The sequence below is a fragment of the Nocardia sp. CA-136227 genome (genome assembly GCF_050955695.1).
In the GTDB taxonomy this organism is placed as follows: Bacteria; Actinomycetota; Actinomycetes; order Mycobacteriales; family Mycobacteriaceae; genus Nocardia.
On the sequence record NZ_CP192081.1, the window covers coordinates 5,526,478 to 5,552,121 of the forward strand.

General features: G+C 68.5%; 20 protein-coding genes. 8 read left to right on the forward strand and 12 right to left on the reverse strand.

Translation table 11 applies throughout. From position 1 onward, the window contains the following. Positions 1–90: 90 nt before the first annotated feature. The gene (locus ACQP06_RS25580) at positions 91–1,269 is read right to left on the reverse strand and encodes a hypothetical protein (RefSeq protein WP_433666977.1); all 1,179 of its coding nucleotides are present in this window, start codon (positions 1,267–1,269) and stop codon (positions 91–93) included. Between the two features lie 27 nt (positions 1,270–1,296). Beyond that, on the reverse strand, positions 1,297–2,106 hold the full coding sequence (locus tag ACQP06_RS25585; RefSeq protein WP_433666978.1) for a hypothetical protein: 810 nt from the start codon (positions 2,104–2,106) through the stop codon (positions 1,297–1,299). Positions 2,107–2,236: 130 nt separating this feature from the next. Between ACQP06_RS25585 and ACQP06_RS25590 the strand changes: the two genes are divergently transcribed. Beyond that, on the forward strand, positions 2,237–3,148 hold the full coding sequence (locus tag ACQP06_RS25590) for an oxygenase MpaB family protein (protein ID WP_433666979.1): 912 nt from the start codon (positions 2,237–2,239) through the stop codon (positions 3,146–3,148). A 3-nt stretch (positions 3,149–3,151) separates the two neighbouring features. Here the strand turns inward: ACQP06_RS25590 and ACQP06_RS25595 are convergent, their stop codons facing one another. The 4 genes from ACQP06_RS25595 to ACQP06_RS25610 form a co-directional block, all read right to left on the reverse strand. Next, positions 3,152–3,859 carry a GNAT family N-acetyltransferase gene (locus ACQP06_RS25595; protein ID WP_433666980.1) on the reverse strand — a complete coding sequence of 236 codons (708 nt, stop codon included), beginning with the start codon at positions 3,857–3,859 and terminating at the stop codon, positions 3,152–3,154. Further along, entirely contained in the window at positions 3,849–5,081 is a 1,233-nt protein-coding gene (locus tag ACQP06_RS25600; RefSeq protein WP_433666981.1) for an MFS transporter, read from the reverse strand. Before ACQP06_RS25600 ends, ACQP06_RS25595 begins: the two co-directional genes overlap by 11 nt. 170 nt (positions 5,082–5,251) lie before the next feature. Then, entirely contained in the window at positions 5,252–6,550 is a 1,299-nt protein-coding gene (locus ACQP06_RS25605; protein ID WP_433666982.1) for a YhgE/Pip domain-containing protein, read from the reverse strand. Positions 6,551–6,571: 21 nt separating this feature from the next. After that, entirely contained in the window at positions 6,572–7,555 is a 984-nt protein-coding gene (locus ACQP06_RS25610; protein ID WP_433666983.1) for an alpha/beta hydrolase, read from the reverse strand. Positions 7,556–7,735: 180 nt separating this feature from the next. Between ACQP06_RS25610 and ACQP06_RS25615 the strand changes: the two genes are divergently transcribed. From ACQP06_RS25615 to ACQP06_RS25625, 3 genes are all read left to right on the forward strand, one after another. Next, on the forward strand, positions 7,736–9,394 hold the full coding sequence (locus ACQP06_RS25615; RefSeq protein ID WP_433666984.1) for a CocE/NonD family hydrolase: 1,659 nt from the start codon (positions 7,736–7,738) through the stop codon (positions 9,392–9,394). A gap of 3 nt (positions 9,395–9,397) precedes the next feature. Then, positions 9,398–10,861 carry a M20/M25/M40 family metallo-hydrolase gene (locus ACQP06_RS25620; protein WP_433666985.1) on the forward strand — a complete coding sequence of 488 codons (1,464 nt, stop codon included), beginning with the start codon at positions 9,398–9,400 and terminating at the stop codon, positions 10,859–10,861. A gap of 261 nt (positions 10,862–11,122) precedes the next feature. Further along, positions 11,123–11,962, forward strand: a complete 840-nt coding sequence (locus ACQP06_RS25625; protein WP_433666986.1) for an alpha/beta hydrolase — start codon at positions 11,123–11,125, stop codon at positions 11,960–11,962. 6 nt (positions 11,963–11,968) lie between these two features. Here the strand turns inward: ACQP06_RS25625 and ACQP06_RS25630 are convergent, their stop codons facing one another. Then, entirely contained in the window at positions 11,969–13,414 is a 1,446-nt protein-coding gene (locus ACQP06_RS25630; RefSeq protein ID WP_433666987.1) for a metallopeptidase, read from the reverse strand. Between the two features lie 90 nt (positions 13,415–13,504). On the opposite strand from ACQP06_RS25630, the gene ACQP06_RS25635 reads away from it, so the two are divergent. The 3 genes from ACQP06_RS25635 to ACQP06_RS25645 all read left to right on the forward strand — a co-directional run bounded on the left by ACQP06_RS25635 (position 13,505) and on the right by ACQP06_RS25645 (position 16,861). Beyond that, positions 13,505–14,329, forward strand: coding sequence for a class I SAM-dependent methyltransferase (locus ACQP06_RS25635; RefSeq protein ID WP_433673432.1), 825 nt, complete (start codon positions 13,505–13,507; stop codon positions 14,327–14,329). A 74-nt stretch (positions 14,330–14,403) separates the two neighbouring features. After that, on the forward strand, positions 14,404–15,702 hold the full coding sequence (locus ACQP06_RS25640; RefSeq protein ID WP_433666988.1) for a hypothetical protein: 1,299 nt from the start codon (positions 14,404–14,406) through the stop codon (positions 15,700–15,702). 325 nt (positions 15,703–16,027) lie between these two features. Further along, complete coding sequence (locus ACQP06_RS25645) at positions 16,028–16,861, forward strand: hypothetical protein (RefSeq protein WP_433666989.1); 834 nt, start codon at positions 16,028–16,030, stop codon at positions 16,859–16,861. A gap of 140 nt (positions 16,862–17,001) precedes the next feature. Here the strand turns inward: ACQP06_RS25645 and ACQP06_RS25650 are convergent, their stop codons facing one another. Together ACQP06_RS25650 and ACQP06_RS25655 are read right to left on the reverse strand one after the other, a co-directional pair. Continuing rightward, complete coding sequence (locus tag ACQP06_RS25650) at positions 17,002–17,655, reverse strand: hypothetical protein (protein WP_433666990.1); 654 nt, start codon at positions 17,653–17,655, stop codon at positions 17,002–17,004. 445 nt (positions 17,656–18,100) lie between these two features. Further along, a complete protein-coding gene (locus ACQP06_RS25655; RefSeq protein WP_433666991.1) occupies positions 18,101–19,507 on the reverse strand; it encodes a selenium-binding protein SBP56-related protein in 1,407 nt (468 codons plus the stop codon). Between the two features lie 484 nt (positions 19,508–19,991). Between ACQP06_RS25655 and ACQP06_RS25660 the strand changes: the two genes are divergently transcribed. Continuing rightward, entirely contained in the window at positions 19,992–20,672 is a 681-nt protein-coding gene (locus ACQP06_RS25660) for a maleylpyruvate isomerase N-terminal domain-containing protein (RefSeq protein ID WP_433666992.1), read from the forward strand. Positions 20,673–20,688: 16 nt separating this feature from the next. Here ACQP06_RS25660 and ACQP06_RS25665 read toward each other — a convergent pair whose 3' ends face one another. The 3 genes from ACQP06_RS25665 to ACQP06_RS25675 all read right to left on the reverse strand — a co-directional run bounded on the left by ACQP06_RS25665 (position 20,689) and on the right by ACQP06_RS25675 (position 25,458). After that, complete coding sequence (locus ACQP06_RS25665) at positions 20,689–20,877, reverse strand: DUF397 domain-containing protein (protein WP_433666993.1); 189 nt, start codon at positions 20,875–20,877, stop codon at positions 20,689–20,691. Beyond that, positions 20,874–21,773, reverse strand: coding sequence for a helix-turn-helix domain-containing protein (locus tag ACQP06_RS25670; protein WP_433666994.1), 900 nt, complete (start codon positions 21,771–21,773; stop codon positions 20,874–20,876). Before ACQP06_RS25670 ends, ACQP06_RS25665 begins: the two co-directional genes overlap by 4 nt. A 670-nt stretch (positions 21,774–22,443) precedes the next feature. Beyond that, entirely contained in the window at positions 22,444–25,458 is a 3,015-nt protein-coding gene (locus ACQP06_RS25675) for a bifunctional [glutamine synthetase] adenylyltransferase/[glutamine synthetase]-adenylyl-L-tyrosine phosphorylase (RefSeq protein WP_433666995.1), read from the reverse strand. Positions 25,459–25,644 lie beyond the last annotated feature (186 nt).

Below are 25,644 nucleotides of genomic sequence, written 5' to 3' on the forward strand. Positions count from 1 at the left end.
CCCGCCGTGAGCCGAACTCACCCGGTGGCGGGCGGAATCGCCGGATGGCGTGGACCGGTTTTACCCGGCTGGTCCCCGTCATCCGGCTTTTCACGTTTCGGCCGAGGGCGCGGGCCGGGACTGTCCGGGTCCGGCCGCCAGTTCGACGACCACCCATGCGGTGACGGTGGCGAGCAGAGTCCAGATGACCACCGGCCCGGTCGGGTACGACCAGAACGTCAGCGTGATCGCCGCGACGGCGAGAACGGCGATCCGCAGCGAGCCCCGGTAGCGGGCCACGACGGATCGGATCGCCCGTGGATCGCGCGCGACTCGGTGCGACTGCGCGGCCAGCACGATCACCACGGCCAGGGCGAACATCACTCGCACGGTGGTGTCGAGCCGCACCAGGAAGGCGTCGATCACCGCCGCGGCGGCTCGAGGGGTGAGCACGTCGGCTGGTACCGCGTCCAGGTAGGCCGATCGTGCGATGCCGACGGCGACCGCGAGCAATGCCATCGCCAACGCCAACGTCGCACCGAGCCAGGTGAGGGCGCGACGCCGCGCGCCGGCGGGTGCGGCCCAGACCGCGCCGGCCGCGACGAGCACCGTGATCCAGGGCAGCACGTCGGCCACCCGATCGAGGATCATCACCCATCGCCGCGCCTCGACCAGTTCGGGAGACCGGAAGACCACGAACGATCGGTCGATCGCCGGCACCTGGTCGGCGAACGTGAAGCCCCGGTCGGTCAATTCGGATCGGACGCTGTCGATGAGCGGGCCCAGTTGCACACTCACCGCGCCGTTCCGATCCATTCCGACCGCCGTGGGGGCCGCACCGGTCAGCACGACGACCAGCCCCCGGTGCGCCTGCCGGTTCGCCTCGATCCACACGGTTCGGAATTGGCCGGACGCCAGAACGGATTCGGCCGTGTCACGCACGAGACCTCGCGCTTGCCGGGTGGCCAGGGGAGCCAGACCGGTCACGGCGCGCGGAACGCGCGGGTTGCTGTCGGCCAGCGCGGCCAGGGCCTGGGCGGTGACGGATTGGACGTCGACGCTGTTCATGATCGCGTCGGTGGCCCGGTCGGCCAGCACTTCCCGCAGTGCGGGGTCGGCGGACAACGGCGTGACGGTCCGGACGTAGCGGTCGGTGTCGAGCAACTCGCGGTGCGCGAATCCGGCGAGGACCGAGGTGATCGCCAGGACGGCGAACAGGGTCAGCAGAACGGCCGCGGCCGTCCACCGCAATGCGCTCCGGCGTGGGCGTTCGGGTTCGGAAGCCGCCATGACTGTCCCGCCTCGATCGTGCGATGGTCAATTCGAGCCGTGCAGAAACCGTCCGATCACGGTCTCGTCCAGGGCGAAAGCCTTGATGATCGCGGCAGCGCCGACGATCACCACCGACATCACGAAAAGCCAGCTGACAGAAGTGAAAGCGAGCCCCAGGGGCCCGAAGTGCCGCTGGGCGTTGGCCGTGATCCTCGGCAGCACGGCCCGCCCGGCCAGATGCACGGCGGTCAGGCCCGCCGCGGTCAGCAGCCCGGTCGCCCAGGCCACCCGCCGGGTCAACGCGCCCTTCGTGAGCAGGAACGGCGCGAACGCCCACACCACCGTCCAGATGACGAGCTCGCCGGCCAGCACGAGCGGCCACCCCACATAACTGACCCGCGCGAGGTTCTGGGTCTGCCCGACCAGCGCGACCGCCAGGGCGACCGCGAACAGTGCCGCGAACCACCGCCACGCGTCCCGTGGCCCGATCGAATTCACCTGCCACACCGCGCCGTAGACCCGTCCGAGCGCGCGGGCGAACGACGTGCCGCTGAACACGACCATCAGCAGACCGACCACGCCGAACGCGGCCAGCGACGAATCCGACGCCTGTGCCGCGTCACCGACGGGCAGCGCCTCGAGATCGAATCCGAACTGGAAGCGGATCGCGCCGGACGCGGAATGCCAGCCGCTCAGGGCTGATGCCGCCATGATGACCGGCAAGACCGACGTGAAGATCTGCGCGGACAGCGCCAGCGAGCGATCGACGAGCTCGATCTCGAACAGGCCCTGGACCGTCCGCCAGGCGGTCCGGCCCCAGGGTGTGCCGCGCAACCAACCGGCAGCGGTGTCCACGAATCGATCGTATCCCGATCGATCGTGACGGTTGCCACTCCACCGACATGATGAGAAGATTCGGTAGTAACTCTCTCATCCTGTCGGCGCGTGACCGCCGTCAGGAACGGTCGATCAAAGGAGATCCACCATGACCGCCGCCGTCGCGCTCACCGAGGGATCCGGAGCCGCCCGCCCCGAACGCCGTCCGTTCGGACCCGGCAGCCGGATGTGGGAGGACACCGGGCTCATCACCTTCTCCCTCACCGCCGGCTCGGCCTTCCTGCTCCAGACCATGGAACCCAGCATCGCCGCCGTGGTGGACGAGCACTCCAGCTTCCGCACCGACGCACTGGGCCGCGCGGCCCGCAGCATCGCCTCGGTCATGATGTGGATCTACGGCGGCGAGGAGGCTCTCGCCGAGGCCGACCGGCTGCGCACCATGCATGCCACCCTGAATTCCACCGACGCCCAGGGCGTCAAGCACCGCGCCCTGTCCTCAGGCCCGTGGGCGTGGGTGCTGCACACCGCGGTCTTCGCCTTCACCGAGGGCAACAAGTACTTCTCCAGCGACAAGCTGACCGAGGCCGAGAAGGAGTCCTATTACCAGGAAGTCGTGCAGCTCATGCGCAACTTCTCGGTGCCGCCCAAGGAGATTCCGGCCACCTATGCCGAATGGCTCCCCTGGTTCGAGGACCAGATCGAGAACCACCTGGTGCCCACGAATGTCGCGCACGACTACCTGAAGGTCATCCGGAACATCGCCCCGCCCAAGCAGATCCCGTCCGCCCTGCGCCCGGTGTGGCGCGTGGCCACCCAACCCATCGGCCGCCTCCAGTACTTCTGCACCGTCGGCACCACCCCCGACTCCATCCGCGACCGCCTCGGCCTGGAGTGGACCGCGAACGACGAACGCGCCCTGCGGGTCCTGGGCTGGGTCATCGGCCGCCTCGTCCCGATGCTCCCGGAACGCGTCCGCTACTTCCCCATCGCCTACGAGGCCCGCCGCCTCGAACGCGACCGCGCCCGCCTGCGCGCGATCATCGACGTGCGCCCGATCTGACGTTCACGTCCGGCCGGTTCGGTTCGCGAGCCGCGCGCGAACCTCCGGCCACTCCTCGGCGATGATCGAGAACAGCACGCTGTCGCGCACGGTCCCGTCGCCGCGCCGGAACTGACGGCGCAGCGTGCCCTCGTACCGCGCGCCCAGTCGCGCGATCGCCTGCTGGGAGCGGTGATTGCGGACGTCGGTCTTCAACTGGACCCGCCCCACCTTCAAGGTCTCGAAGGCGTACTCGAGTAGCAGCAGCTTGGCTTCCGGGTTTACCGCGCTGCCCCACACCGACGGGGTGTAGAGGGTGAACCCGATCTCCAGCCCCGCATCGCGCGGGCGGGCCTCCAGATAGGCGGTGACGCCGACGATCGATCCGGCGGGGAGGCCGCCGAGCTCCACGCGCGTCCGCACGATCCAGATGTGCCAATCGTCCTGCGAATGACGTTGACGCAGGCTGTCTTCGAACTGTCGCGGGTCGGTGGGCCGCCAGGGCACATGCGCCCATGCCCGCTCATGATCGAGGGCCGCGAACAGCGCGTCGGCGTCGGCGGCCGGGTCGATCGCGGTCAACTCCACGGCCTTCCCGCTCAGGACGGTCCCGGTCGGCACCGGCCAGATCATGTCCGGCCACACCTCGTCGTCCGGCCGCGGATCCGCGATCACCGGAAACCGATCCGATTCGGTCGTTGCCAGTTCGTTCGCCCGTGTCTCAGTGGGCATGTCGACGCTCCCCCGTGTTCTCCGCTGGTTGTCCCGAGGATAACGGGGGGCCTGGGAACCAGCGGCGGATGGCGACCGCACCCGCGGTCGCGACCGCTCCCAGTGCGACGCCGGCGGAGCCGAGTGTGGCTGCCGTGCCGATGATTCCGACCGCGATCGGGCCCGCGAACATGCCGAGGTCGTGGGTCAGCCGCCAGGCGCCGAGGAATTCGGCCTGCGACGACGGCGGGGCGACGTCGGAGCCGACGGTCATGATCAGGCCGTTGCTGAGGCCGTTGGCGATTCCGAGGATCACGGCGATCACACACAAGCCGGCGGCGGTCGTGGCCAGGGGCAGCGCGGTGTAGCCGAGCGCGAACAGCAGCAGCGAGGGTGTTCCGGTCGCGCGGCGCCCGTAGCGGTCCAGCCAGATGCCGGACGGGTACGACAGCAGGACGTCGACGGCTCCCGCGATTCCGAAGATCAGTCCGATGGCCGGGGCGCTCATGCCGATGTGCGCCGCCCACAAGGGAAGCAGGGCGACCCGGGAGGCTCGGGCCGCGCCGGTCGCGAGTGCGCCGAGCCCGAGTGTGCCCAGGACACGGCGGTTTTCGGTCACCACCGCACGCAGGCCCTGCCGGACCTGCTCGGCCTCCTCGATATCACTGACCGACATCATCAGTGTTCCGCCGACGAGTATCGCCGCCAGTTGCAGCCACATCGCGCCGGTCACGCCGAACGCGTGTGTCGCGGCCGCGCCGATCAGCGGCCCGGCGAACACCCCGAACCGCTGTGAGCCCGCCAGCAGCGACAACGCTCGCCCGCGGTCGCCGGCGGGCACGACGGCCACCAGATAGGTCTGCCGCGCCAGCCCCCACAGCGCCGACGCCGCGCCGGTGAGCAGCATCCCCGCCGCCAGCCACCCCAGATTCGGCGCGAAGATGGCCATGAGCACACCGACCGCCCCGCCCACCGATGCCGCGGCGACCGCGCGCCGCTCCCCGACCCGGGCGATCAGCTGTCCCGCGGGCAGATCCGCGAGCAACAGCCCGAAGCCCGAGAGCGCCACCACGATTCCCGCCGCCCCCGCGCTCGCGCCCAGCTCGAGCGCTCGCAACGGATACATGGGAGCTGCCGCCCCGCCGCCCATCCCCAAGACGGCGGTCGGAACGAACACCTGCCAGGTCAAGGCCCGCAGCCGCACCACCGGCGCAACGAGGTCGGTGACGCCTTCACCGCTCATCGCACTCGAACCCCGAACACCGATCCCACAGCAAGATCCCGGCTACAACCACATCCGCATCGAATCAACCGGCGCGGTGACGGAACACCCTTTTCCTGCCGCTGATTCCAACCCGGGAAGACGGGTCAGCGGAAGGCCCACAGTTCGGGCGACTGCAACCCGTCTGAGCGCTACCGCGTGGCGGGTGCGCGGTGCAGTTCCTTTCGGTCGTAGTAGCCGGTCACGATCAACCCGAGTAGCAGGCCGATCACCAAGCCCAGCAGCGTCATCCAGCACGCGTGGCTCAGCCCGGCCGAGCCGTCGCCGTTGAAGTACAGGATGGCGCGGACGCCCAGGTACACCTGATGCATGGGCTCGAAATCGGCCAGCCAGGCGACCGGCCGCGGGATCGCCTCGACCGGGACGGTGCCGCCGGAGGATGGCAGGCCGAGCACGATGAACAGCACCAGGTTCACCAGCAGGCCCATGGTGCCGAGCGCGGAGACGATCGACAGCGCGGTGATGCCTACCGCGATGATCGCGAACGTGCTGTAGAGGAACAGCAGCAAAGGCCGGTCCATCGGCATGCCCAGCCACTTCCCGATACCCAGGAAGATGCCCGCCACCACCGGGGCGACGCCGGTGATGACGGCCCACTTGAGGAACAGTGTGCGCAACCGGGAGATCGGCACCGGCGGATAGTGCACATACCAGGGTCCGAACTCGGTCGGCGCGAAACCCAAGGAGGAGTCGACCATCCCATTGATGACCATCGCGCCGGTGAAGCCCGCCAGCAGCACCATCATGGTGAAGAAGAAGGCCGTGATCCCGCCGCCGGTGCCGCCGGGCAGCGGATGGAACGGCGTGACCGTCACCTCGATCGGCTTGGCCAGCATGAGCTTGCTCAGCCCCGGCAGCGTGGCGACGCCGCCGGAGGGTTGCAGCTGGGTGTTCACGGCGCCGGTGAGCCGTTGGCCCACAGTATCGTTCGCTTGTTTCAGCGCCGTCCCGGCGATGTTCTGCATCACCTGCGATCCGAAGGTCCCGGTACGCGGATTGGTGAACACCGTGATCTGCGGGCGGGCCACATCGCCGGGCACGGCACTGGCCGCCGCGAAAATGCCCAGCCGCTTGGTGAAATCACTGGGGATGACGATGGCCCCGTACACCTTGCCCGTGTTCAGCTGCTGCTGCGCCTCGCTGATGCCCAGCACCCGCAGATCGAACTTGTCGGCCGGAATCTGTTGCACCAGTGCGTCATTGATCTGCTTGCCGATATTGGTGGGCTGACCGCCGATCACATCGCCCGAATCCTGATCGACCAGGGCGACGGGAAAACCGTGCAGGTGCTTCGACGGATCCACCACGTACGCCAGGTACATGGTGGCCAGCAGTGCCATCAGCAGCGACACCACAACCGCGGGGGCCAGCCACACCCGCGGGCTCTTGCGCGGCAACGACTCGGGAGCGGTTTCCTCTACATTCGCCATGGGGTACCGACTCTCTGTGATTCAGGGGTTGGTGCCGGTGACCTCGCGCACGAACGCGTCGACGGCATGCTCCATCTGGGTGAGTCCGGGTTCCTCGAGCGGATAGTGCCCGGCGTTCTCGAGCATCACCACCTTCACCGGAACCTTGTCGATCGGGTCGAGCACGGGTTTGCTCAATTCCAGCGGCGTCCAGTGATCCTCGGCGGGCTGGGCGTGCAGGATCGGGCAGACGTCGAAATCGGGTGGTTCGATATCCGGGACATAGGTGCGGTAGTCGTCGAGGAATTTCATCGACGCCACATTGCCCGCCGAAGTCCTGTCCGCCAGAAACACTTTCATGGCGTCCGCGTTGTTGCACAGCGCGCTCATCTTCGACGCGAGGCTCATCGGGAATTCCAGGCCCTTCATCGGCGAACGGGCCAGGGCGCCGACGCCCTTCGTACCCACCGTGGCGCTGAACTTGTTGTACGCGGTCGCGATCAACACGTCGCGATTACGCTGGTCGAGGAAGGTCAGGCCGACGATGCCGCACACGGTGCCGCGCGGTGCGTGCGCGGCGACGTGATAGGCGACCATGCCACCGGCCGACAGGCCGTAGAGCACGATCGGGCGATCGTCGCGCGACTTCTCGTAGGCCAGGTAGTCGGTGACCATCTGGACCCACTGGGTGTACCCGTAGGTGCCGCCGGGGCGGACCTGCGTCATGCCGTAGCCGAGATTGTCGACAGACGTCACTTCCCAGCCCTTGTCGGCCAGCGGCTTACCGAGAATGAGGTTCAGCTGCCGCCCGTTGGTGCCGACGCCGTGATGCAGGATCACTTTCGCCGGGGCGTCGGGGTTCAGATACTGATCGAGGTGGATGTTGTTGTCCTCCCATTCCCAGAAATCCTCGGTGGGGAGGTCCGCTTCGACCGTGAGCCGGAGCCGGGGCGGGAGAAACTCCTGGAGCTTCCGCCACGCGGATTGATCGTGGTACAGGGTGTCGCGCCCGGTTTTGCGCTTCATCGAACGCCCCTCGTTGACGAGCAGTTTGCGAGCCGTTCGCTCTCCAATCGTGGCCAGTGCGTCCGGAGCAGTCAATAGCCGGCTACCCGGGGCGGCTCGCGCGCCTTCGTGACGCCGCCGACCATCGTGCACCCAGGTTCCTGGGGCTGGTCAGGGGCGCGCACAACCACCAAGGTCACTATGGTGAGCATGCGGATGGTGGTGTGGCGCGCGGTGGTCGGCGTGCTGTTGGTGATGGGAGCGGTGGTCGCGCCGGGGCAGGCGAGCGCGAATCCGGGGTATCAGTGGCGGGAGGAGTTCATCACCGCGCCCGACGGGACGCGGTTGCACGCGGACGTGCTGCGGCCGGTGGGGCTCGGGGACGATGTGCGGACGCCGGTGGTGATGACGGTGAGTCCGTACCGGTCGCACGAGGCGCGGTTGACGGAGTTGCGGCCCGGTGGCGGGCCGTCGACCGGGGATCTGCCGGTGCCGATGCTCCTGGCCGCCGGGTACACCTATGTGATCGTGGACCTGCGCGGGTTCGGCGGATCCAACGGGTGCCCGGACTTCGGGGGGCCGGGTGAGCGGTCGGACGTGAAGACCGCGGTGGAATGGGCGGCGGCACAGCCGTGGTCGACCGGGCGGGTCGGGTTGTACGGGGTGTCCTACGAGGGGTGGACCGGGCTCATGGGGCTGTCCGAGAAGCCGGCCGGATTGGCGGCGGTGGCCTCGTTCGAAGTCGTCGCCGACCCCAACGCCTACCTGTACATGCAGGGCATCGCGTGGAAGTTCTCGCTGAAACCGATCAGTGAACAAGGTTTCCGGCCCGGGGACATGGCCGGGTTCGAGCACCTGCTGATCGCGTCGACGCCCGCGCATCCCAATGACTCGGCCGAGTACAAGGCCAACGCGTCGTCCATCGATCCGGCCTGCTACCAGCAGTATCTGGCCGAGACCAGCAACCACGACGCGAGCACGCCGTTCTGGCGCGACCGCGATCTGGTGGAGAAGCTGCGCGGCAACACCATTCCGCTGTTCCTCGGCCAGGGGTTCGTCGACTACAACACTCGCGCCGACCGGGTCTTCCAGCTGTGGAACGGGCTCGGCCCCGGTGAGCACAAGGCCATGTTCGGGCAGTGGGGTCACCGCGATTGCAGCGAGAAATGCGGTGCCACACAGTTCTCCTCGGAGCTGCTGGCCTTCTTCGACCGGCAGGTGGCGGGCAAGGATGTGACGGTGCCCGGCCCGCGCGTCACGGTCGGGCAGTTCGACGGCCGCTGGCGGGCGGAGACGGCGTGGCCGCCGGCCGACAGCCGCGCCCTCGACATCGACCTGCGCACCGGACGCTACAACGATCGCGGGCTGCTGCCCGGCGCGGACCGGGAAATCTGGACCGTCTCCGAACCGCTCGCCCAGGATCAGCAGCTGTCCGGTGCGCCGACCGCCACGCTCACCCTGGACGGTCCCGCCACGGCCAGCGTCACCGTCGAGGTCTACGACATCGCACCCGACAATCGGGCCACCGTGATCACCCGCGGCATCGCACCGGTCACCCCGACCACACAGGTCCGGCTCCTCGCCCAGGACTGGCCGATTCCCGCCGGACATCGCATCGGCATCCGCGTCACCGACGTGGTCGACGACGTGTGGGCGCACCAGCCGGCCAATGCCCCCGTCACCGTCACCGCCGCCCAGCTGCACCTGCCGCTGCTGTCCGGAATCCGCACCCCGGACCTGCCCGGCGACCTCAGCGAGGCGATTCCGAAGTGGCGAAACGAGAAGACGGTCTCCCTGATCCCTGATCTGGTGAACAATGCCAGTGTGGCCGTGACCTTCCCTCCCCGGACCGGCGGTTAGCCCATGACCAGCACCGCGCCGACCGACACGCCCACCGTCGACGACGCCACCGCCGAGCGGCTGGCGGGGGCGCTCCGCTGCCGCACCGTCTCCCACGAGGACCACAGCCGTATCGACCCGGGCGAATTCGAACGCCTCACCGGCCACCTGGAGAAGTGCTTCCCCCTGGTCCACGCCCATCTCACCTGGGAGAGCTTCGGCCACAGCCGCTTGTACCGCTGGGCGGGCAGCGCGGTGGCCGAGCACCAGGCGGGCGGAGCCGGGCAGGCGGCGAAGACCGCCGACGTTGGGGCGGCCGGGAGCATGCGGCAGGGGACGCGCACCGGAGAGCCCGGGGCTGAAGCCGTAGCCGCGATTCTGCTGGCGCACATGGATGTCGTGCCCGTCGACGACCACGACGGCTGGCCGTACCCGCCGTTCGGCGGGATCGTGGACGACGAATTCATCTGGGGGCGCGGCGCGATCGACGACAAGAGCCGGATGATCGCGATTCTCGAGGCGGTCGAAGCGGCGCTGCGGGACGGCGTCGAGCCCACGCAGACGGTGTATCTCGCGTTCGGCCACGACGAGGAGATCTTCGGGGCCGACGGCGCGGGACAGATGTCGCGGCGGCTGCGGGACGCGGGGGTGCGGGCCCGGCTGCTGGTGGACGAGGGCGGTGTCATCACCGTCGGGGTCGCCGAGGGCATCGACGTGCCTGTGGCCACGATCATGGTGGGCGAGAAGGGCTTCGCGACGGTCCGGCTGTCGGTCACCGATGTGGGCGGGCACTCGTCCATGCCGGGACGGCAGACCGCGGTCGGGCGGCTGGCGCGGGCGGTGGCCCGGATCCAGGACCATCCGTTCCCGCTGCGGCTCACCCCGGTCGCCGTCGACATGCTCACCCGGGTGCGGAAATTCGTGACCGAACCGCGGCGCACCCTGCTCGGACTGGTCAATGTGGCAGGGCCGATCGCGGCGCGGGTGCTGGCCGCCCGGCCGCAGACCGAGGCGCTGGTGCGGACCACCACCGCGCCCACCGTGATCAGCGGCGGGGTCAAGTCCAACGTGCTGCCGCAGCGGGCCGAGGCGTACGTGAATTTCCGTATCCTGCCCGGTGATTCGGTGGCCGGTGTCCTGGCGCACTGCCGGAAGGTGGTGCGCGACAACGGAGTCACCATCGAACTCGACGGCACCTGCTCCGAGCCGTCGGCCAACCCCAGCGCCGGACCGGATTTCGAGGTGGTCGCCGATGTGGCGCGCGCGGTGGTGCCGGGGCTGGCCGTCACCGTCGGCGTGGTTCCCGCCGCCACCGACTCCCGCTACTACGACGATCTGGCGCGGACCCGCTGCAACTTCGCCCCGATCATGCTGTCCGCCGCCGACCTGGAACGCATCCACGGCACCGGCGAACGCATCTCCCGCGCCAACTACGCCCGATTGATCCGGTTCAACCGGCTCCTCATCGACCGCATCGCCACCTTCTGACCCGAGCCCGGCACTACCGCCGCCGGCCGCGCACCCGGGCGCATCGGCCCCTCCGAGGCGTCGGCCTCGCGTCCGACCCGCGTGAACGCCGTCATCCCCGCGCCGACTGCCACGCCCACGGGTGCGAACTTCGCGGTCCCGCTCCGCGCCGCGCCGGATACGCAAGAATGGCTTCGCCGGAGGGTGACAATTCGGGCGCACGTCGTCGTGGACGGGCGTTCCCGCCGGCACGGTGACCATTCGACCCCGAAGGGAGCGGCGATGACCCGCACGGAGACCGGTGAATTCCAAGGCGCGGGCGGGCGGGTGTTCTGGCAGGCGTGGCTGCCCGACACCGAACCGCGCGCGGTGGCCGTGATCGTGCACGGCTACGCCGAGCATTCCGGCCGGTACGCCCATGTCGCGCGGCGGCTCACCGAATCCGGGTTCGCCGTCTACGCGCTCGACCACACCGGCCACGGCAAGTCCGAGGGCGCCCGCGCCAATATCGGCTCGCTCGACACCGCCGCCGACAATGTGCGCACCATGCTCGCCACCGCCACCGGGCGTCACCCGGGGCTGCCGAAATTCGTCATCGGCCACAGCATGGGCGGGCTCACCACCGCCTACTTCGCCACCCGCGACCAGCCCGAGGTCGACGGCCTCGTGCTGTCCGCCCCCGCGATCGACATCGAGGCCGGTAATGCCGTGCAGCGCGTGGCCGCGCCGCTGGTGGCCAAGTACCTGCCGAACGTGCCTGTGGTGAAACTGGATTCGAAGCTGGTCAGCCGCGACCCCGAGGTGGTGCGCGCCTACGACGACGACCCGCTGGTGCATCACGGCGGCGTGCCCGCCCGCACCGCCGGAGAGATGCTGCGCGCCGGGGAGTACGTCAAGGCGCACCTGGATCGGCTGACCGCGCCGCTGCTGGTCCAGCACGGCAGCGCCGACGGCCTCGCCTCACCCACCGGCACCGACAAGGTGGAACGCGACGCCGCGGCCAAGGACAAGACGATCATCCGCTACGACGGGCTCTACCACGAGATCTACAACGAGCCCGAGCAGGACAAGGTGCTCACCGACGTGGTCAACTGGCTCGAGGCACACCTGCCCAATGCCTGACCGGGCTCACCTGTAGGTCTTCAGGCAGGCGTCCTCGCCGTCGAGGACGCCGGTCCGGAACGCTTCCAACCGGACGAAACCACTGGGTACCACCGCGCCGTTGACGTCGGCGGCGGCCAGGCCGTCCATCAGCAGTCCGGAGACGGCGGCGTCGAGATCGGTTGCGGACAACTGCAGATCGCTGCCGGGGCGACTCAGCTTGGTGCTGTAGGCCCCGGAGAAGCAGGCGGCGCGCAGCCCGGCGCTGTCGGCTCCGGAGATGGCGAGCCGGCGGGCTTGCTGCACGGCGATCATGTAGCGCGAGACGAACACCACGAAGGCGTTGTAGTCACCGCCAACGGTCGCGGAGAAGAGGTCGCCTGTGTCGCCAGTGGCCGCGCGCTTTGCCAGGCTTGGAATGTCGGTGCCGATCACATTGGTGGTCGGGCAGTACGAAACCGGCTGGGTTACGGTCACTTTCGGGCAGGCCCGGGTGACTCCGCTGTAGTCGAAGGCGGGCGCGGGCTGGATCGGATAAGTGCGGATCAGCGACTGCGCCACCAACGCCAGATCGGGCTGATCCACCGGCAGCTGGCGTTCCTTGTCGCCCGGCTGGAAGCTCGTCGGCAGGGTGCCGCGGCGCTGCTTCAGTTCGGCGCGGGTGATGCCCTTGCAGGCGGTCGCGCCGTCGGTGTAGCCGATCTGGACGGCGGTGACGCGCTCGAACGCGGTGCCGTGCTCGTCCTGCGACGCGCCCGGTTCGCGGTCGCGGAAGGAGATCACCGCGGCCAGTACGCCATTGAGGCCCTCGGTGGTGTTGAGGGTGAAGTGGCGCGCATTGCCTTCCGCCACCGCACGCAGGAAGACGCCGGCGAAGCAGTCGGCCTGCTGTTCGCGGACCACGGTCGGGGTGAAGAAACCGTTCAGCTTGGCCTGCGCCTGGATCGAATGGCCGTACTCGTGGGCGAGGACCATGACCACCGCCATCGGGCCGAACTTCTTCACCAAGCCGGGCAGCAGGGTGCCACGGTCGAAGCCGATGGTCTTGTCGACACCGCAATAGGCGGCATTGACTTGCTGAAACGTACTGCTGCGGCAGAATTCGACGGCCTGGGCGCGCGGGGCGGTGGAGTCCCAGGAAATGAACCGGGTCACCGGTTTGAACGCGCCCGGAAAGGTTTTGGCGTACTGGCCGTTCCAGTAGTCGGCGATATCCGCGATGGCATTGAGGGCCAGCTTGTCGACCGCGCCGCCGTCGCCGTTCTCGGCCGTGAGGTTCGCGTCCGGCACCCCGGACCGGGGTCCGCTGGGCCCGGCGGCCGAGGTCTGGCCCGCCACCACCCACGGGTTGTCCGTCAACGGTACCGAAACCTGCTGCGAGGCAGGGCTTTTCGCCGATGAGCAGCCGACCAGGGCCACCCCCGCGACCGCCAGCAGTACGACCAGTCCCCGCCGAATCCGCGACGTCCCCATCTCGCCTCCCACACCGCTCGGGACAAGTATCCACCGAGATATCGCGCGAAGTCCCCGGTCCCGCAACGACAGTTCGTGACACAGTCGAGGATCATGAGCGACTATCGCGGCCTGAACCGGGCCAATTGGAACGATCGCGCCCCACTACACGCCGATTCCCTGGACTACCACTTCGACGACTTCCGGACCGACCCGTCCTTCCTCAGCCATGTGGTGCGCTTCGACCTGCCACGGCTCGGCGACATTCGCGGGGTCGACGCCGTGCACCTGCAATGCCACATCGGCACCGACACGCTGTCGCTGGCCCGGCTCGGCGCGACCGTGACCGGACTCGACTTCTCCCCCGCCTCGCTGGCCGAGGCCCGCAAGCTGGCCGACGCCGCCGCCACGCCGATCGAGTACGTCGAATCCGATATCTACGAGGCGGTGTCCGCGCTCGGCGGGAGGCGGTTCGGGCTGGTCTACACCGGGGTCGGCGCGCTGTGCTGGCTGCCCGACATCCGCCGCTGGGCCACGACCGTGGCCACGCTGCTGCGGCCCGGGGGCCGCCTGTTCCTGCGGGAGTACCACCCGGTGCTGTGGTCGATCGACGAGACTCGCACCGACGCTCTGACGATCGGCTACCCCTATTTCGAGACCGCGGAGCCCATGGTGTTCAACGACGAGACCACCTACGTCGAAACCGATTCCACGGTGGCCAACACCATCACGCACGAGTGGAACCACGGCCTCGGCGAGATCGTCGAAGCCCTGCTGCAGGCCGACCTCACCCTCACCCAGCTCGTCGAACACGACAGCGTCCCCTCGAACCCGTTGCCCGGCCGCATGGCCCACGACGAACAGTGGGAATGGCGACTGATCGAACACCCCGAACGCCTGCCCCTCAGCTACACCCTGCAAGCCCGCAAAGGCTGACCGGCCGCAGAGGGAACCGGCATCGACCCTCCCGCGTCCAAGTACTCGGAAGCTGGACGACGGGAGGGACGCCGATGGAACCGGAAGCCTTGCGGCGCAGCGCCCGCCTGAGCCAATCGGGCGCCGAACACGACCAGGCCCGCCTCACCGACCGCACCACCGACCCCGACTACATCGACCAGGTCGAAGACTTCACCCGGCTGACCCACCAGCAGATCCACGACGCCGCCCAAGCCATGAACCCCGCCGACATGCATACTGCCGCCGACACCTGGGTCACCATCGCCGACAGCATCTTCGGCGCCGTCACCACCCTGCACGCTGCCGTCCACACCGCCCTCGCCGACAGCATGACCGGCCACCTCGCCGACGCCGCCGCGGCCACCGCCCGCCGCTTCGTCCAGGACGCCACCGACACCGCCGAGATCGCCCACAGCACCGGCCACCGCATGATCGCCGCCGCCTTCGGCGCCGAAGCCCTCCGCAAAACCGTGCCCCCACCGGTGACCCACGGCTCCCAATCCGACCGAGACGAGCAATATCAGCTCGCCCTCGCGGCCCTGGACGCCAACTACACCCCGATCTATCCGCCCGCAGGCTCAGGAATCCCGGCGTTCTTCACGATCACCACACCGGGCGCCGCCGATGCCTCCGGGAACAGCCGTGGCGCAACGGATCCGAGTCCCGCCTCCGATGCGCGAGCCATTACCACGCCAGGGTTCACTCCGAACATGGACGCGTGGCGCAATCCGGCCGACCTCGATACCCACCGGCCACACGCCGGTGAGGAGACCGCCTCGGCCACCAATTCCCCATTCGCACAGCACATCCCCCAGGATCAAGCCGCCACCGACGAGCCGGACGCGCTCCATCGCAGCGCGACCGACCCCGGCGCGGATCGGTGGCGACCGGACACCGATCCCGATCACCGCTCGACCACGCCACCGACCACCACCGAAACCCACCCCACGGCGACCCTCCCGACCTCGACGACGCCCGCCGACGATCCCACCCGTGCAAGCCGGCCCAGCTCCCGCATCGGCTCGCCATCGAACCGATACTCCCCCAACCCCTTTCCCGACCTCGCCCACAGCGTCCGGGGCCCGACCGTGCCCGAGCCGACCACCCAGCCCCGCCCCCTCACACCACAGCTTCGCCCCGAATCTCCCGGCACCGCCATACCGCCGGGTATGTTCGCTCCGGGCACCCGAACGACCGCTCCCGAATCGGCCCACACCTGCCCGCCCTGGTTGATCCGCAATCGCGAGGACGAGCTACTCGGCAGCCCACTCCCGCACGTCCCACCCACGCTCGGAGCCGAATTCCCCTCCACCCGAATCGACCCCGCGCGCACGCCGGACGACCACCTCTGACCCGCAGGCCGAGAATGGCCTGCCGCGAAATTCTCCGCCCAACGGGTTTTCGCCGCCCGACCCGGAAGGCGTGCGTTCGTACCGCATGGGTTCGGAACTGGATCCCGGGGGTTGATGGTGGACATGTTCACCCACGATCCAGGGTGCTGAACAGCCCGGAAAGCCCTGGTGACGGCCCGGTTCGAACCTTTCACGGCACGCTCGACCATCCGAGACGCCCCTGTGATCCGAATGCGAATCGACAAGATCTCTGGATTGTGAAGGGTGATACATGGACACAGGCAAGCACAGAAAGATCAGTCCGCGTCAACAGAAGGTGGGGTCGATGGTAGTGGCGGGAGCGGTTCCCGTTGTTCTCACTCTGGTGGGTAGCAGCGGTACCGCGAACGCCGAGCCCGGCCGCTACGTTCCGGGGAGCCCGACCGAGCACGGCAGCCACGTTGCCTTCGTGGCCGACGACCCGGATTCAGGCGAGGCGACCCCCGCCGTGCAGGCAGAGCAGACGAAGCAGCCCCCGACCTGGCCCGCCGCGCAAGTGCCGAATGTGCGCCCGTACCTGGGAACGCGAATCCCGGACGACACGCGCAGTTCGCTGCAGTGGGCACGGCCGGTACCGAAAAGCGAGTATCTGTCGCCGGTCGAGTTCCTGCACGCCCCGGTCCCGGTCGCGCCGGTGCCGCCGATCGCGCCGCCGCCGGGCATGTTGCGTTTCGGCAACGTGCAGGTCGAGGCGCCGGATTGGCTGCCACGGGAGCCCGCCATCCAACTCAACGACGCCGCGGCGGTCACCGAGGCCGATCTCGCAACGTTCCTCGACTCGGTCGGTATGGAACGCACTCGCTCCGATCGTGTTGCGAGTCAGACCGTCGGCTCCGCGGCGCTCGGTGCTGCCGCAGGCGCAGTGATGGCGAGCCCGTTCGCACTGATCGGCGCAGGTGTCGGCGGTGCACTCGGTCTGGCGATCGGCTTGCCGTTCGCACCGATCGGTCTCGCCGCGGCGCCCATCGGCGCCGCGTACGGCGCGGCCCTCATGGCGGCACCGCTCGCCGCCATCGGCGCGGGAATCGGCGCGACTCTCGGCGCGACGCAGGCCCTCACCGCACCCCCGCGAGCCCTCGGCCCAGCTGAGGCCGCCACCGACGCACCCGCGACCGATTGACAGAGTTCCACTTTGTCGAACCGGTCGCGATACCGCCTGAAATGCACCGGCAGATATATCGGCTGCCGCACGCGGCCCCTTTGGCCTGTCGATTTGTGACAAGTCGAAGGGGCCGAGATATCGGAGACACCGGCCGTGTGTCAGGACTCCGCGGCGTCGTCGGCCGGCTCGGCCTCGGTCTCCGGCTGCCGGTGCGCGGCCAGGAACTCGTCGACGATGCGAACGTGGTCGTTGTGGGTGGTGCGGGCGGCTCCGACCAGCCGACCGTAGGCGATCGGGCCGACCAGTTGCGCGACCACCGCGGCCACGTTGTCCGTACCGATCGCCGCACGGCCGTCCTCGGTCGCGAACAACTCTTCGAACGGCTGGCGGTAGTGGTAGTTCAACGCCAGCCGGAACATGTCAGCTTTGCTCAGCTGTGCGCTCAAATCGACCGGGGTGCCGGCGGCGAGCCAGGTCAGGGCCACCTTGCGCACCGGCGCGGCATGGATGACCTCGGCCTGGCGGTCGAGCAGCTCGATCAGCCGGTCGCGCACCGGCCCCGCGCCGGGTGCGGTCGCCACAGGCACCAGGGCGCGGTGCAGCGCGGCTGTTCCCGCCATGACCCCCTTGCCTAGGTACTGGTACATGGAGTTCTTGGCGGCCTTCTTCCGCTCGCCGTACACGTAGATCGCCAGCGGCTTCAATCCACCCGATTTGACCAGCGTCACCACCGCGCGCAACTGATCGGCCCGTGTCATCGGCGCCTGCGGGGTCTCCGCCTGGCGGGTGTCTTCGGTGGTCTCGGTGGTCATCGGGGTCCTTTCGTCCACAACCCGCCGCGACTGCTCCGGCAGGAAATCCATCACCGATCTTACGTACGATCGTTTCACACACTTCGTCATGCCAGCGGGGGTCAGGGGTCGAACCAATTTCCCCATGTCCAACCCACTCTCGGAGCCGAATTCCCCTCCGCCCGAATCGACCTCGCACCCGCGGACGACCTCTGATCCGCGGGCCGAGGATGGCCTGCCGCGAAATTCTCCGACCAACGGGTTTTCGCCGCCCGACCCGGAAGGCGAGCGTTCGTACCGTGTAGTCGACCTGAATCCGCATCACAACAACTTCCGACCGGCGAGCACGGTAATCGAGCGCGCACTCTTGCTCGCTCCATCCAGCTTGGAAGCGGCCCGCACTGGAAACCTCTGCGGCGAGTGAGCCGTGCCCGCATCGGGTTGCGTCGTCGGCGGGGCGGTCCAGCTAGCGGTAGCAGTAGGAATCGGAGGAGGCGTCACCGCCCTGGAGGCGCACCTGGTGCACCCGCAGACCTCTGAAGTCCTCGTCGTGTGGGAGGAACGACTCGTCGATGGTCATTCCGCCGTCGGGATCGGTGTGCAGCACGGCCATCCAGGCGCCGACCCCATCCGGGTAGAACTGGTCGTCCCACGTGCCGTAGAGCGAGTTGGTGAGGTAGACCCGCTGACCGTTACGGCTGATCTCGACCATCTGGGGGCCACCCGCAAGCGGCTGGTTCGGCGCCGCCGGGTGGGCGGCGCGGCCCACGATCCCGCCCAGCCGGACGGACCCGGTCTGTTTCGGGCTGGCCGGATCGCGCACGTCGAACTGCTTGAGCTCCCCGGTGCCCCAGCACGAGACGTAGAGGTACGCGTCATCAACCGACAGGTCGATGTCGGTGACCAGCGGCGGCACCGCACCGAACGGTTTCAGTGCCGGTGGCAGCAGGTCGGGATCAGCCGGCTCGGCCGGGATGGTGATCACCTTGTCGACCGCCCACACATCGCCGTCGTGGTGCCAACGCCACACGGAGGCCGACAAATCCTCGGTCGAGATCACCACGCCGACGAAACCCCAGGTGGCATCCGGATCGTGCGAAGGGCGCAGCTCGAGTGCCATCTGGTTCTGTTCCCCGAGATCGACCCGCTGCTGGTGCCGACCGGCGGTGAGGTCCCAGAAGTGGATCGCGTGGCCGTACTTGTTGGCCAGCAGCAACTCCGGCTGCAACCCGTCCTCGATCATGGACGGAGTGCCCCACTCACTGCTGATCAGGGTGTTCTGGTTGAGATGCCACCAGGCGTCGTACGCGAGGTATTGCGGCCCGCGGTCGTTCTCCCACTGCCGCAACACATCGAACGTGCCGTGATCGAGCAGCGCGATCCCGCCCGGCCCGTCCGATCCGTCTGCCCCACCGAGGCAGGTCAGGAAAACACCGTCCGGCCCGCAGTGCAGCGTGTGCGGGCGGGAGTAGCCGGCCTTCGCCGCGAGCTCGGAGCTGTCCACGATCTTGGAAAGGGTGGGCCGACGTGGGTCGGGCTGGGTGTCGAACACGTACAGGTGCGACGAGCGCAGACCCGGCACGATCAGGTAGCGCCGAGCCAGCCCGTCGATGTGGTGGCCCTCGTGCTTGAGCGCGCTGCTGCAGACGTTCCAGCCGAAATGGTGCAGCTCGTTGCCCAGGTGGGGCACCTCGGTCCAGCCCACCACCCTGCCGTAGGTGGCCGAGCCCGGATCCACATCGACTACCGACAGCGCATCCGGCTGTTGCGCCGCCCGGTCGAACGCAACAACGTAGGCGAGCCGCTCCGGTGGCGCAGCAGCCGCCTCCGCTGCACTCCGATAGAAGGTCGGGTCCAAGTCTGAACGATCCATTTCCAGCCTCCTTCGCATCGATAAGCGGAGACTCACGCACGTCGCCCGATCTGGCGTATCCGAGGTGGGGCGACCCGTGTAGTCGCAATGGCGCGGACAGGCATTAACCAGTCTCGGCCTTTCGACGTAGATCCACCAGCTGGTCAGTGCTGCAACCGCGGTCGTCGATTGACTCGGTAGCGCTCCGCACTGGTATCCAGGTGTGCCGCACTCTGACCGGGGCCAAGGCTACGAGATGGCCGAACACGCCACGTTCACCCTTCGCAACCGGCGTCTCGGTCTGTTTCTGCAACCCGGAGAACCCTCCCTACCGGTCATCGCGACACTTGTTCGAGTGCTTCTGATGGTGTGCGGAATCCGAGGGTTTGTCGAGTCCGTTGAGTTCGTCGGGATGGTGTCGAGGTCGGCCTGGCTGTAGGTGCGCAGGTGTGATCCTCATCCGACGGGTACGCCGATCCTCCCGTCGCCGCCCTAGGGTGTCCGCATGGGGAGAGATGACATCCTTACCGGGTTCCGCCAGGAGGCGAAGGCACTGGTCCACGTGGTATCAGGGCTCTCCGAAACCGAATTCGCCAAGCCGACACCCTGCGCGCCGTGGACGGTCACCGAGTTGCTCGCCCACGTGGTCGCCGGGATCGAGCGTGTCACCGACGGCCTGACCGTCCCCGAACCGGCCACGGCTCCCCTGAACGCCGTCAACTACTACAACCCGCGAATCTTCGACGCGCAGGCCAATATCGAACGCGTGGCCCTCGCCCAGCACGGCGCCACCGCCTACCCCTCCGGCCGAGCCGTCGTCGCGGCACTCGACGCCGCCTGGCCGCTCGCCCACGACTCCGCCCGCCGCGAACCCGACGACCGCCGAGTGATGACCCGCTGGAACATCGGCATGGGCCTCACCGACTTCCTCATCACCCGCGTGGCCGAACTCGCCCTCCACGGCCTGGACCTCGCCACCGCCCTCGACCGCGCGCCCTGGACCACCCCGGAAGCCGCCGACATCGTCACCACCCTGCTACTGGTCTCCGGCAAACCCGACGACCTCACGCCCCTGGGCTGGGACCCCATGACCTACCTCGCCAAGGCCAGTGGCCGCGCACCACTGACCGCCGACGAGGCAGCGCACATCGAACAGGTTGGCGTGGAATGGATTCCACTCGGCTGAGCCGCGCGTCCCCGCGTCAGCGGTCCCAGATGCGACTGCCGAGGAAGGCGTCCCACTCGGAGCCGTCGAAGAACAACTCCGGGCCACCGGGGTTCTTCGAATCGCGTACGCCGACACGATCATCGTCCTGGTAGAGCTCGACGCACTGGTTCGAGGTTTCACTTCGGGTGGACTTGTACCACTGCCGGACAGGCGGATTGTTCACGCCGCATACTCCTTCGCGACCTCGAGCACCATGGTCCTGGTGTCGTCCTCAGTCAACGCTACCGTTTGCAAAGCGGCGATCGCCTCGCGATAGCGGTCGATCACGTCGGTTCGATCGTGATAGAGGGCCCCTACAGCGCCCTCGAGGTAGACGACGGGCGGCTCGGTCAGGCGACTCTGGATGCTGTCGAAATCCAGCAGGGTGAATGATTGCATCACCAGACCTCGGTGGGGACCGATTCCGAATGGAATGACCCGGATACCAACGTTTTCCCGTTCGCCCACCTCCGCCAGCCAGCGCAGCTGAGCGGCCATCACGGCGGGTGCCGCGGGGCGATGCCGCAGGACCGCCTCCGACAGAAAGACCTTCAACTGGAAGGCTGGGTTATCGAGCCGGATCTGCCGACGCTCCATCAATTCGATCCGCCGCTCGGTATCGACAATCGACAGCTCCGGCGCATCCAGCTTGGCGACCGCCCGGCGATAATCAGCGGTCTGCAACAGACCGTGGACCAGCACGAGCTGATGTGTGGTCATGCGATCGGCTGCCGCTTCGAGCCGCAGGTAATGCGGAAAATGCGAAGGCAATTGATCCGCGTACGGCTGCCAGAAGCCTTTCGAATTGCCTTGCAACTTATCGGCTTTGGCCTGCTCCCTGACTTCTCGCCAGAGGTTCAGCGCCTCCGCTCGACTTGCCTCGTCTGCCTGATAGAAGGTGAGCAGACTTTCGAGCTGCATGGTGGTGACCTTCGTGAGCATGCCGTCTTCCAGCCGGACGATGGTCATGCGAGAGGTTTCAGCGTGCAGTCCAGCTGCCAGTGCAGTCTTCTTCGCCTCTTCCCGCATCTGACGCAAGAAGTTTCCAAATGCCCTGCGGGAGACCGTTGATCCGGCCATGTTAGTTAGCCTCGCAATCTACGGATTGCCCAGGACCGGTGTGCTCATGGTGAGCATGCACACCATGAGCGTGCACAGCCTGAGCATGCACAGTGTGTGCACCCATCGTAATTCGCGTGCAGCACATTGTGAACGGCACTCTTCGGCCATCCTGGGTGCACCGAGAACCGGCGCCGAGCGATAACGCCCGCGACGCCGTTCGGGAATCAGGCCATTCGGGAACCACGCAATTCGAGGGGATGCCGTAATGCTTTGGGACACTTGGGCGCTGCTGTCGATTCTCGCTCTCTGCCTGGCCGTGATCGGCTGGAGCGTGTGGGGTTTCTACCGGGATGAGCATCCGGGTGGTGAGGCCCGGTTTCTCCGACTGTGTCTCGACGGTTCGAGGTATGTGGAGGCGCCGGCGAGCGGGCGGGCGGGGCGTCGGCACCGCGGCCGGCATCGGTCCGGGCGGTGACGACGTTGTCCCGGACCACATCTCGCGTAAGCCATCATCGACTGCCGCTGACACCGTCGACGCAGACTTCCGACAGCGTGAAGATCCTGTTGTGGCCACATCGGCTGTGCGCCGAAGGCGATGGGCACCGGCCCGGTTCGTGCAGCGCGCGCAAGCAGCTACTCGCCATCGCCCGTGGGGCCGGATGGTCCTGGGTCGAGGGCGTGTGAGTTGCTACTCGCCGCCGAAGACCCTTTCCACCACCGTTTTCGCGCGGCGGGTGACGCGCATGTAGTGGTCGAGGAACTCGCTGCCGTCATCGTTGGGCCAGCCCGCGACCCGGGCTACCGCCGACAGCAGGGTGCCGGGGCCGGGGAGTTGGTCGGCTGGTTTGCCGCGGACCAGGACCAGGGCGTTGCGGGCCTTGGTGGCGGTGAGCCAGGCGTCGCGGAGGAGTTCGGCGTCGGCGGTGTCGATGAGTTCGGCGCGTTCGATGGCGTCGAGGGATTGCAGGGTCGAGGTGTTGTGGAGGTCGGGGACCTCGTGGGCGTGCAGCAGTTGGAGGAGCTGGACGGTCCATTCGATGTCGGCCAGGCCGCCGCGGCCCAGTTTGGTGTGGGTGGCGGGGTTGGCTCCGCGCGGGAGGCGTTCGGAGTCGACGCGGGCCTTGATGCGGCGGATCTCGCGGACACCCTCCGGCGACATGCCGCCCTCGGGGTAGCGGACCGGATCGATGGTGCGCAGGAAGCGGACTCCGAGTTCGGGGTCGCCCGCCACCTGATGCGCGCGCAGCAGCGCCTGGACTTCCCACGGCTGCGCCCACTGCTGGTAGTAGGCGGCGTACGCGGCCAGGGTGCGGACCAGCGCGCCGTTGCGGCCTTCGGGGCGCAGTCCGGCGTCGACCTGCAGCGGCGGGTCGACGCTGGGCGCGCCGAGCAGGCGCTGCACCTGTTCGGCCACGCTGACAGCCCATTTCACGGCGACGGTCTCGTCCTCGCCGGGGCGCGGGTCGCAGACGAACAGCACATCGGCGTCGGAACCGTAGCCCAGTTCCATGCCGCCGAGCCGTCCCATGCCGATGACGGCGAAGTCCGCGGGCGCGGGCCGGCCGAGTTCGGCCTCACTGGCCCGGATCACGGCCTGTAGCGCGGCTTCCAGGGTGGCGATCCACACCGAGGACAGCGCCTCGCACACCTGCTGGACGTCGAGCATGCCGAGCACGTCGGCGGAGGCGACGCGGGCCAGTTCGTGCCGGCGCAGCGAGCGGGCCGTGGCGACCGCGCGCTTGGGATCGTCGTAACGCCGTGCCCCGGACAGGATTCCGCGCGCCACATCCGAGGGCTTGGTGGCCAGCAGCAGCGGCCCGTTGGGGCCATCGGCGTACATGCGGATGGTCTCGGGCGCGTTGATCAGCAGGTCCGGCAGGTACGCCGAGGAGCCGAGCACGATCATCAGCCGTTGCGCGATGGCCCCTTCGTCGCGCAGTTCGCGCAGGAACCAGATCTCGTTGTCGAGACCCTCGGAGACCCGCCGGTAGGCGAGCAGGCCCGCGTCGGGATTCGGGGTCTCGCCGAGCCATTCGAGCAGGGTGGGCAGCAGCAGGGCCTGGATGCGGCCCTTGCGCCCGACCTCACCGGTCAGCGCCTTGAGGTGGCCGAGCGCGTTCTCCGGGGACACATAGCCCAGCGCGGCCAGCTGCCGCACGGCCGCCGCGGGGCTCAGCCGCAGGGCGGCGGCGTCCATCCGCGCCACCGAGTCCAGCAGCGGCCGGTAGAAGAGCTTGGCGTGCAGCCGCCGCACCCGCACCGCATTGCGTTTGATCTCGCTGGTGAGCACCCCGACCGCGTCCTGGCGGCCGTCGGGGCGCATGTGCGCGGCGCGCGCCAGCCAGCGCATGCCCTCCTCGTCCTCGGGGGCGGGCAGGGTGTGGGTGCGCTTGAGCTTCTGCAACTGCAGCCGGTGTTCGAGCAGGCGCAGGAATTCGTAGGAGGCGGTGAGGTTGGCGGCGTCGTCGCGGCCCACATAGCCGCCCGCGGCCAGCGCGCCCAGCGCCTCCACGGTGCTCTGCACGTGCAGCGACTCGTCGGCCTTGCCGTGCACCAATTGCAGCAGCTGGACGGCGAATTCGACATCGCGCAGACTGCCGTGCCCGAGTTTGAGCTCGCGTTCGCGCAGATCGGCGGGCACCAGGTCCTCGACGCGGCGGCGCATGGCCTGCACGTCGGCCACGAAGTCGGGCCGTTCGTTGGCCGCCCACACCATGGGCATGAGGGCCTTCTGGTATTCGCGGCCGAGGTCGAGATCACCGGTGGCGGGCCGCATCTTGAGCAGCGCCTGGAATTCCCAGGTGCGCGCCCAGCGCTTGTAGTAGGCGACGTGCGAGTCCAGGGTGCGGACCAGCGCGCCCGCCTTGCCCTCGGGCCGCAGTGCGGCGTCGATCTCGAAGAACGCGGCGCTGCCGACGCTCATCATCTCGGCGGCGAGCCGGGTGGCGGTGGTGTCGGCCGGTTCGGCGACGAAGATGACGTCCACGTCGGAGACGTAGTTCAGTTCCCGCGCACCGCATTTGCCCATGGCGATGACGGCCAGGTGCACCGGCACCTCGCGGTCCTGGCACACCCGCGCGACCGCGACCGACAACGCCGCGGTGAGCGCGGCGTCGGCCAGATCGGTGAGGTGCTGACCCACCTGCTCGTACGGCAGCACCGGTTCGTTCTCGACGGTGGCGGCCAGGTCGATGGCGGCCAGCAGCATGAGCTGATCGCGATACCGCTTGCGCAGCAAGGCGATCGCCTCGGGCCCGGAGATCCCCGCCCGGTACATCATGGGCCCGGCCGCGGCCCCGTTCTCCGGGACGGCCTGCACGGCGTCCAGCAGATCCGCCAGCACTTCCGCGCGGCTGGGCAGCGTGGGCCGCCGCAGCAGCCGCCACGCGCCCGGATCGGCCACCAGGTGGTCGGCGAAGGCACTGGAGGAGCCGATCAGCGCGAACAGCCGCCCGCGCAGCGCGGAGTCGCGGCGCAGTTCGGAATCCACGGCGGCCCAATCGCTCCCGAGCTGCTCGCGCAGCCGGATCAGCGTCAGCAGCGCCAGATCGGCGTCGGGGGAACGCGACAGCGCCCACAGCAGGGGAACGCTGTCCACGTTGTCCCACGCCAACTCTCGCAGAGAGGCGGCGGCCGACGGCTCGAGCAGACCGAGCCGCCCGACACCGGGCACAGCGGAACGAGCAGTCGGTGGCCGAACCATGCCCACCAAATTACAGGCCGCGACCACCAGACATGCCACCCATCCCACCCAAACCAGACACTGTGTCCAATCCGCTTCCGGTCCGCGACGCCACCGAGTGGCCGCGGTGACGTGCCGCTCGGGTCCCGGGAGTGCCGGCGTGAGACGCGAATCGGGCCGCAATCGCGAGGATTGCGGCCCGATTCG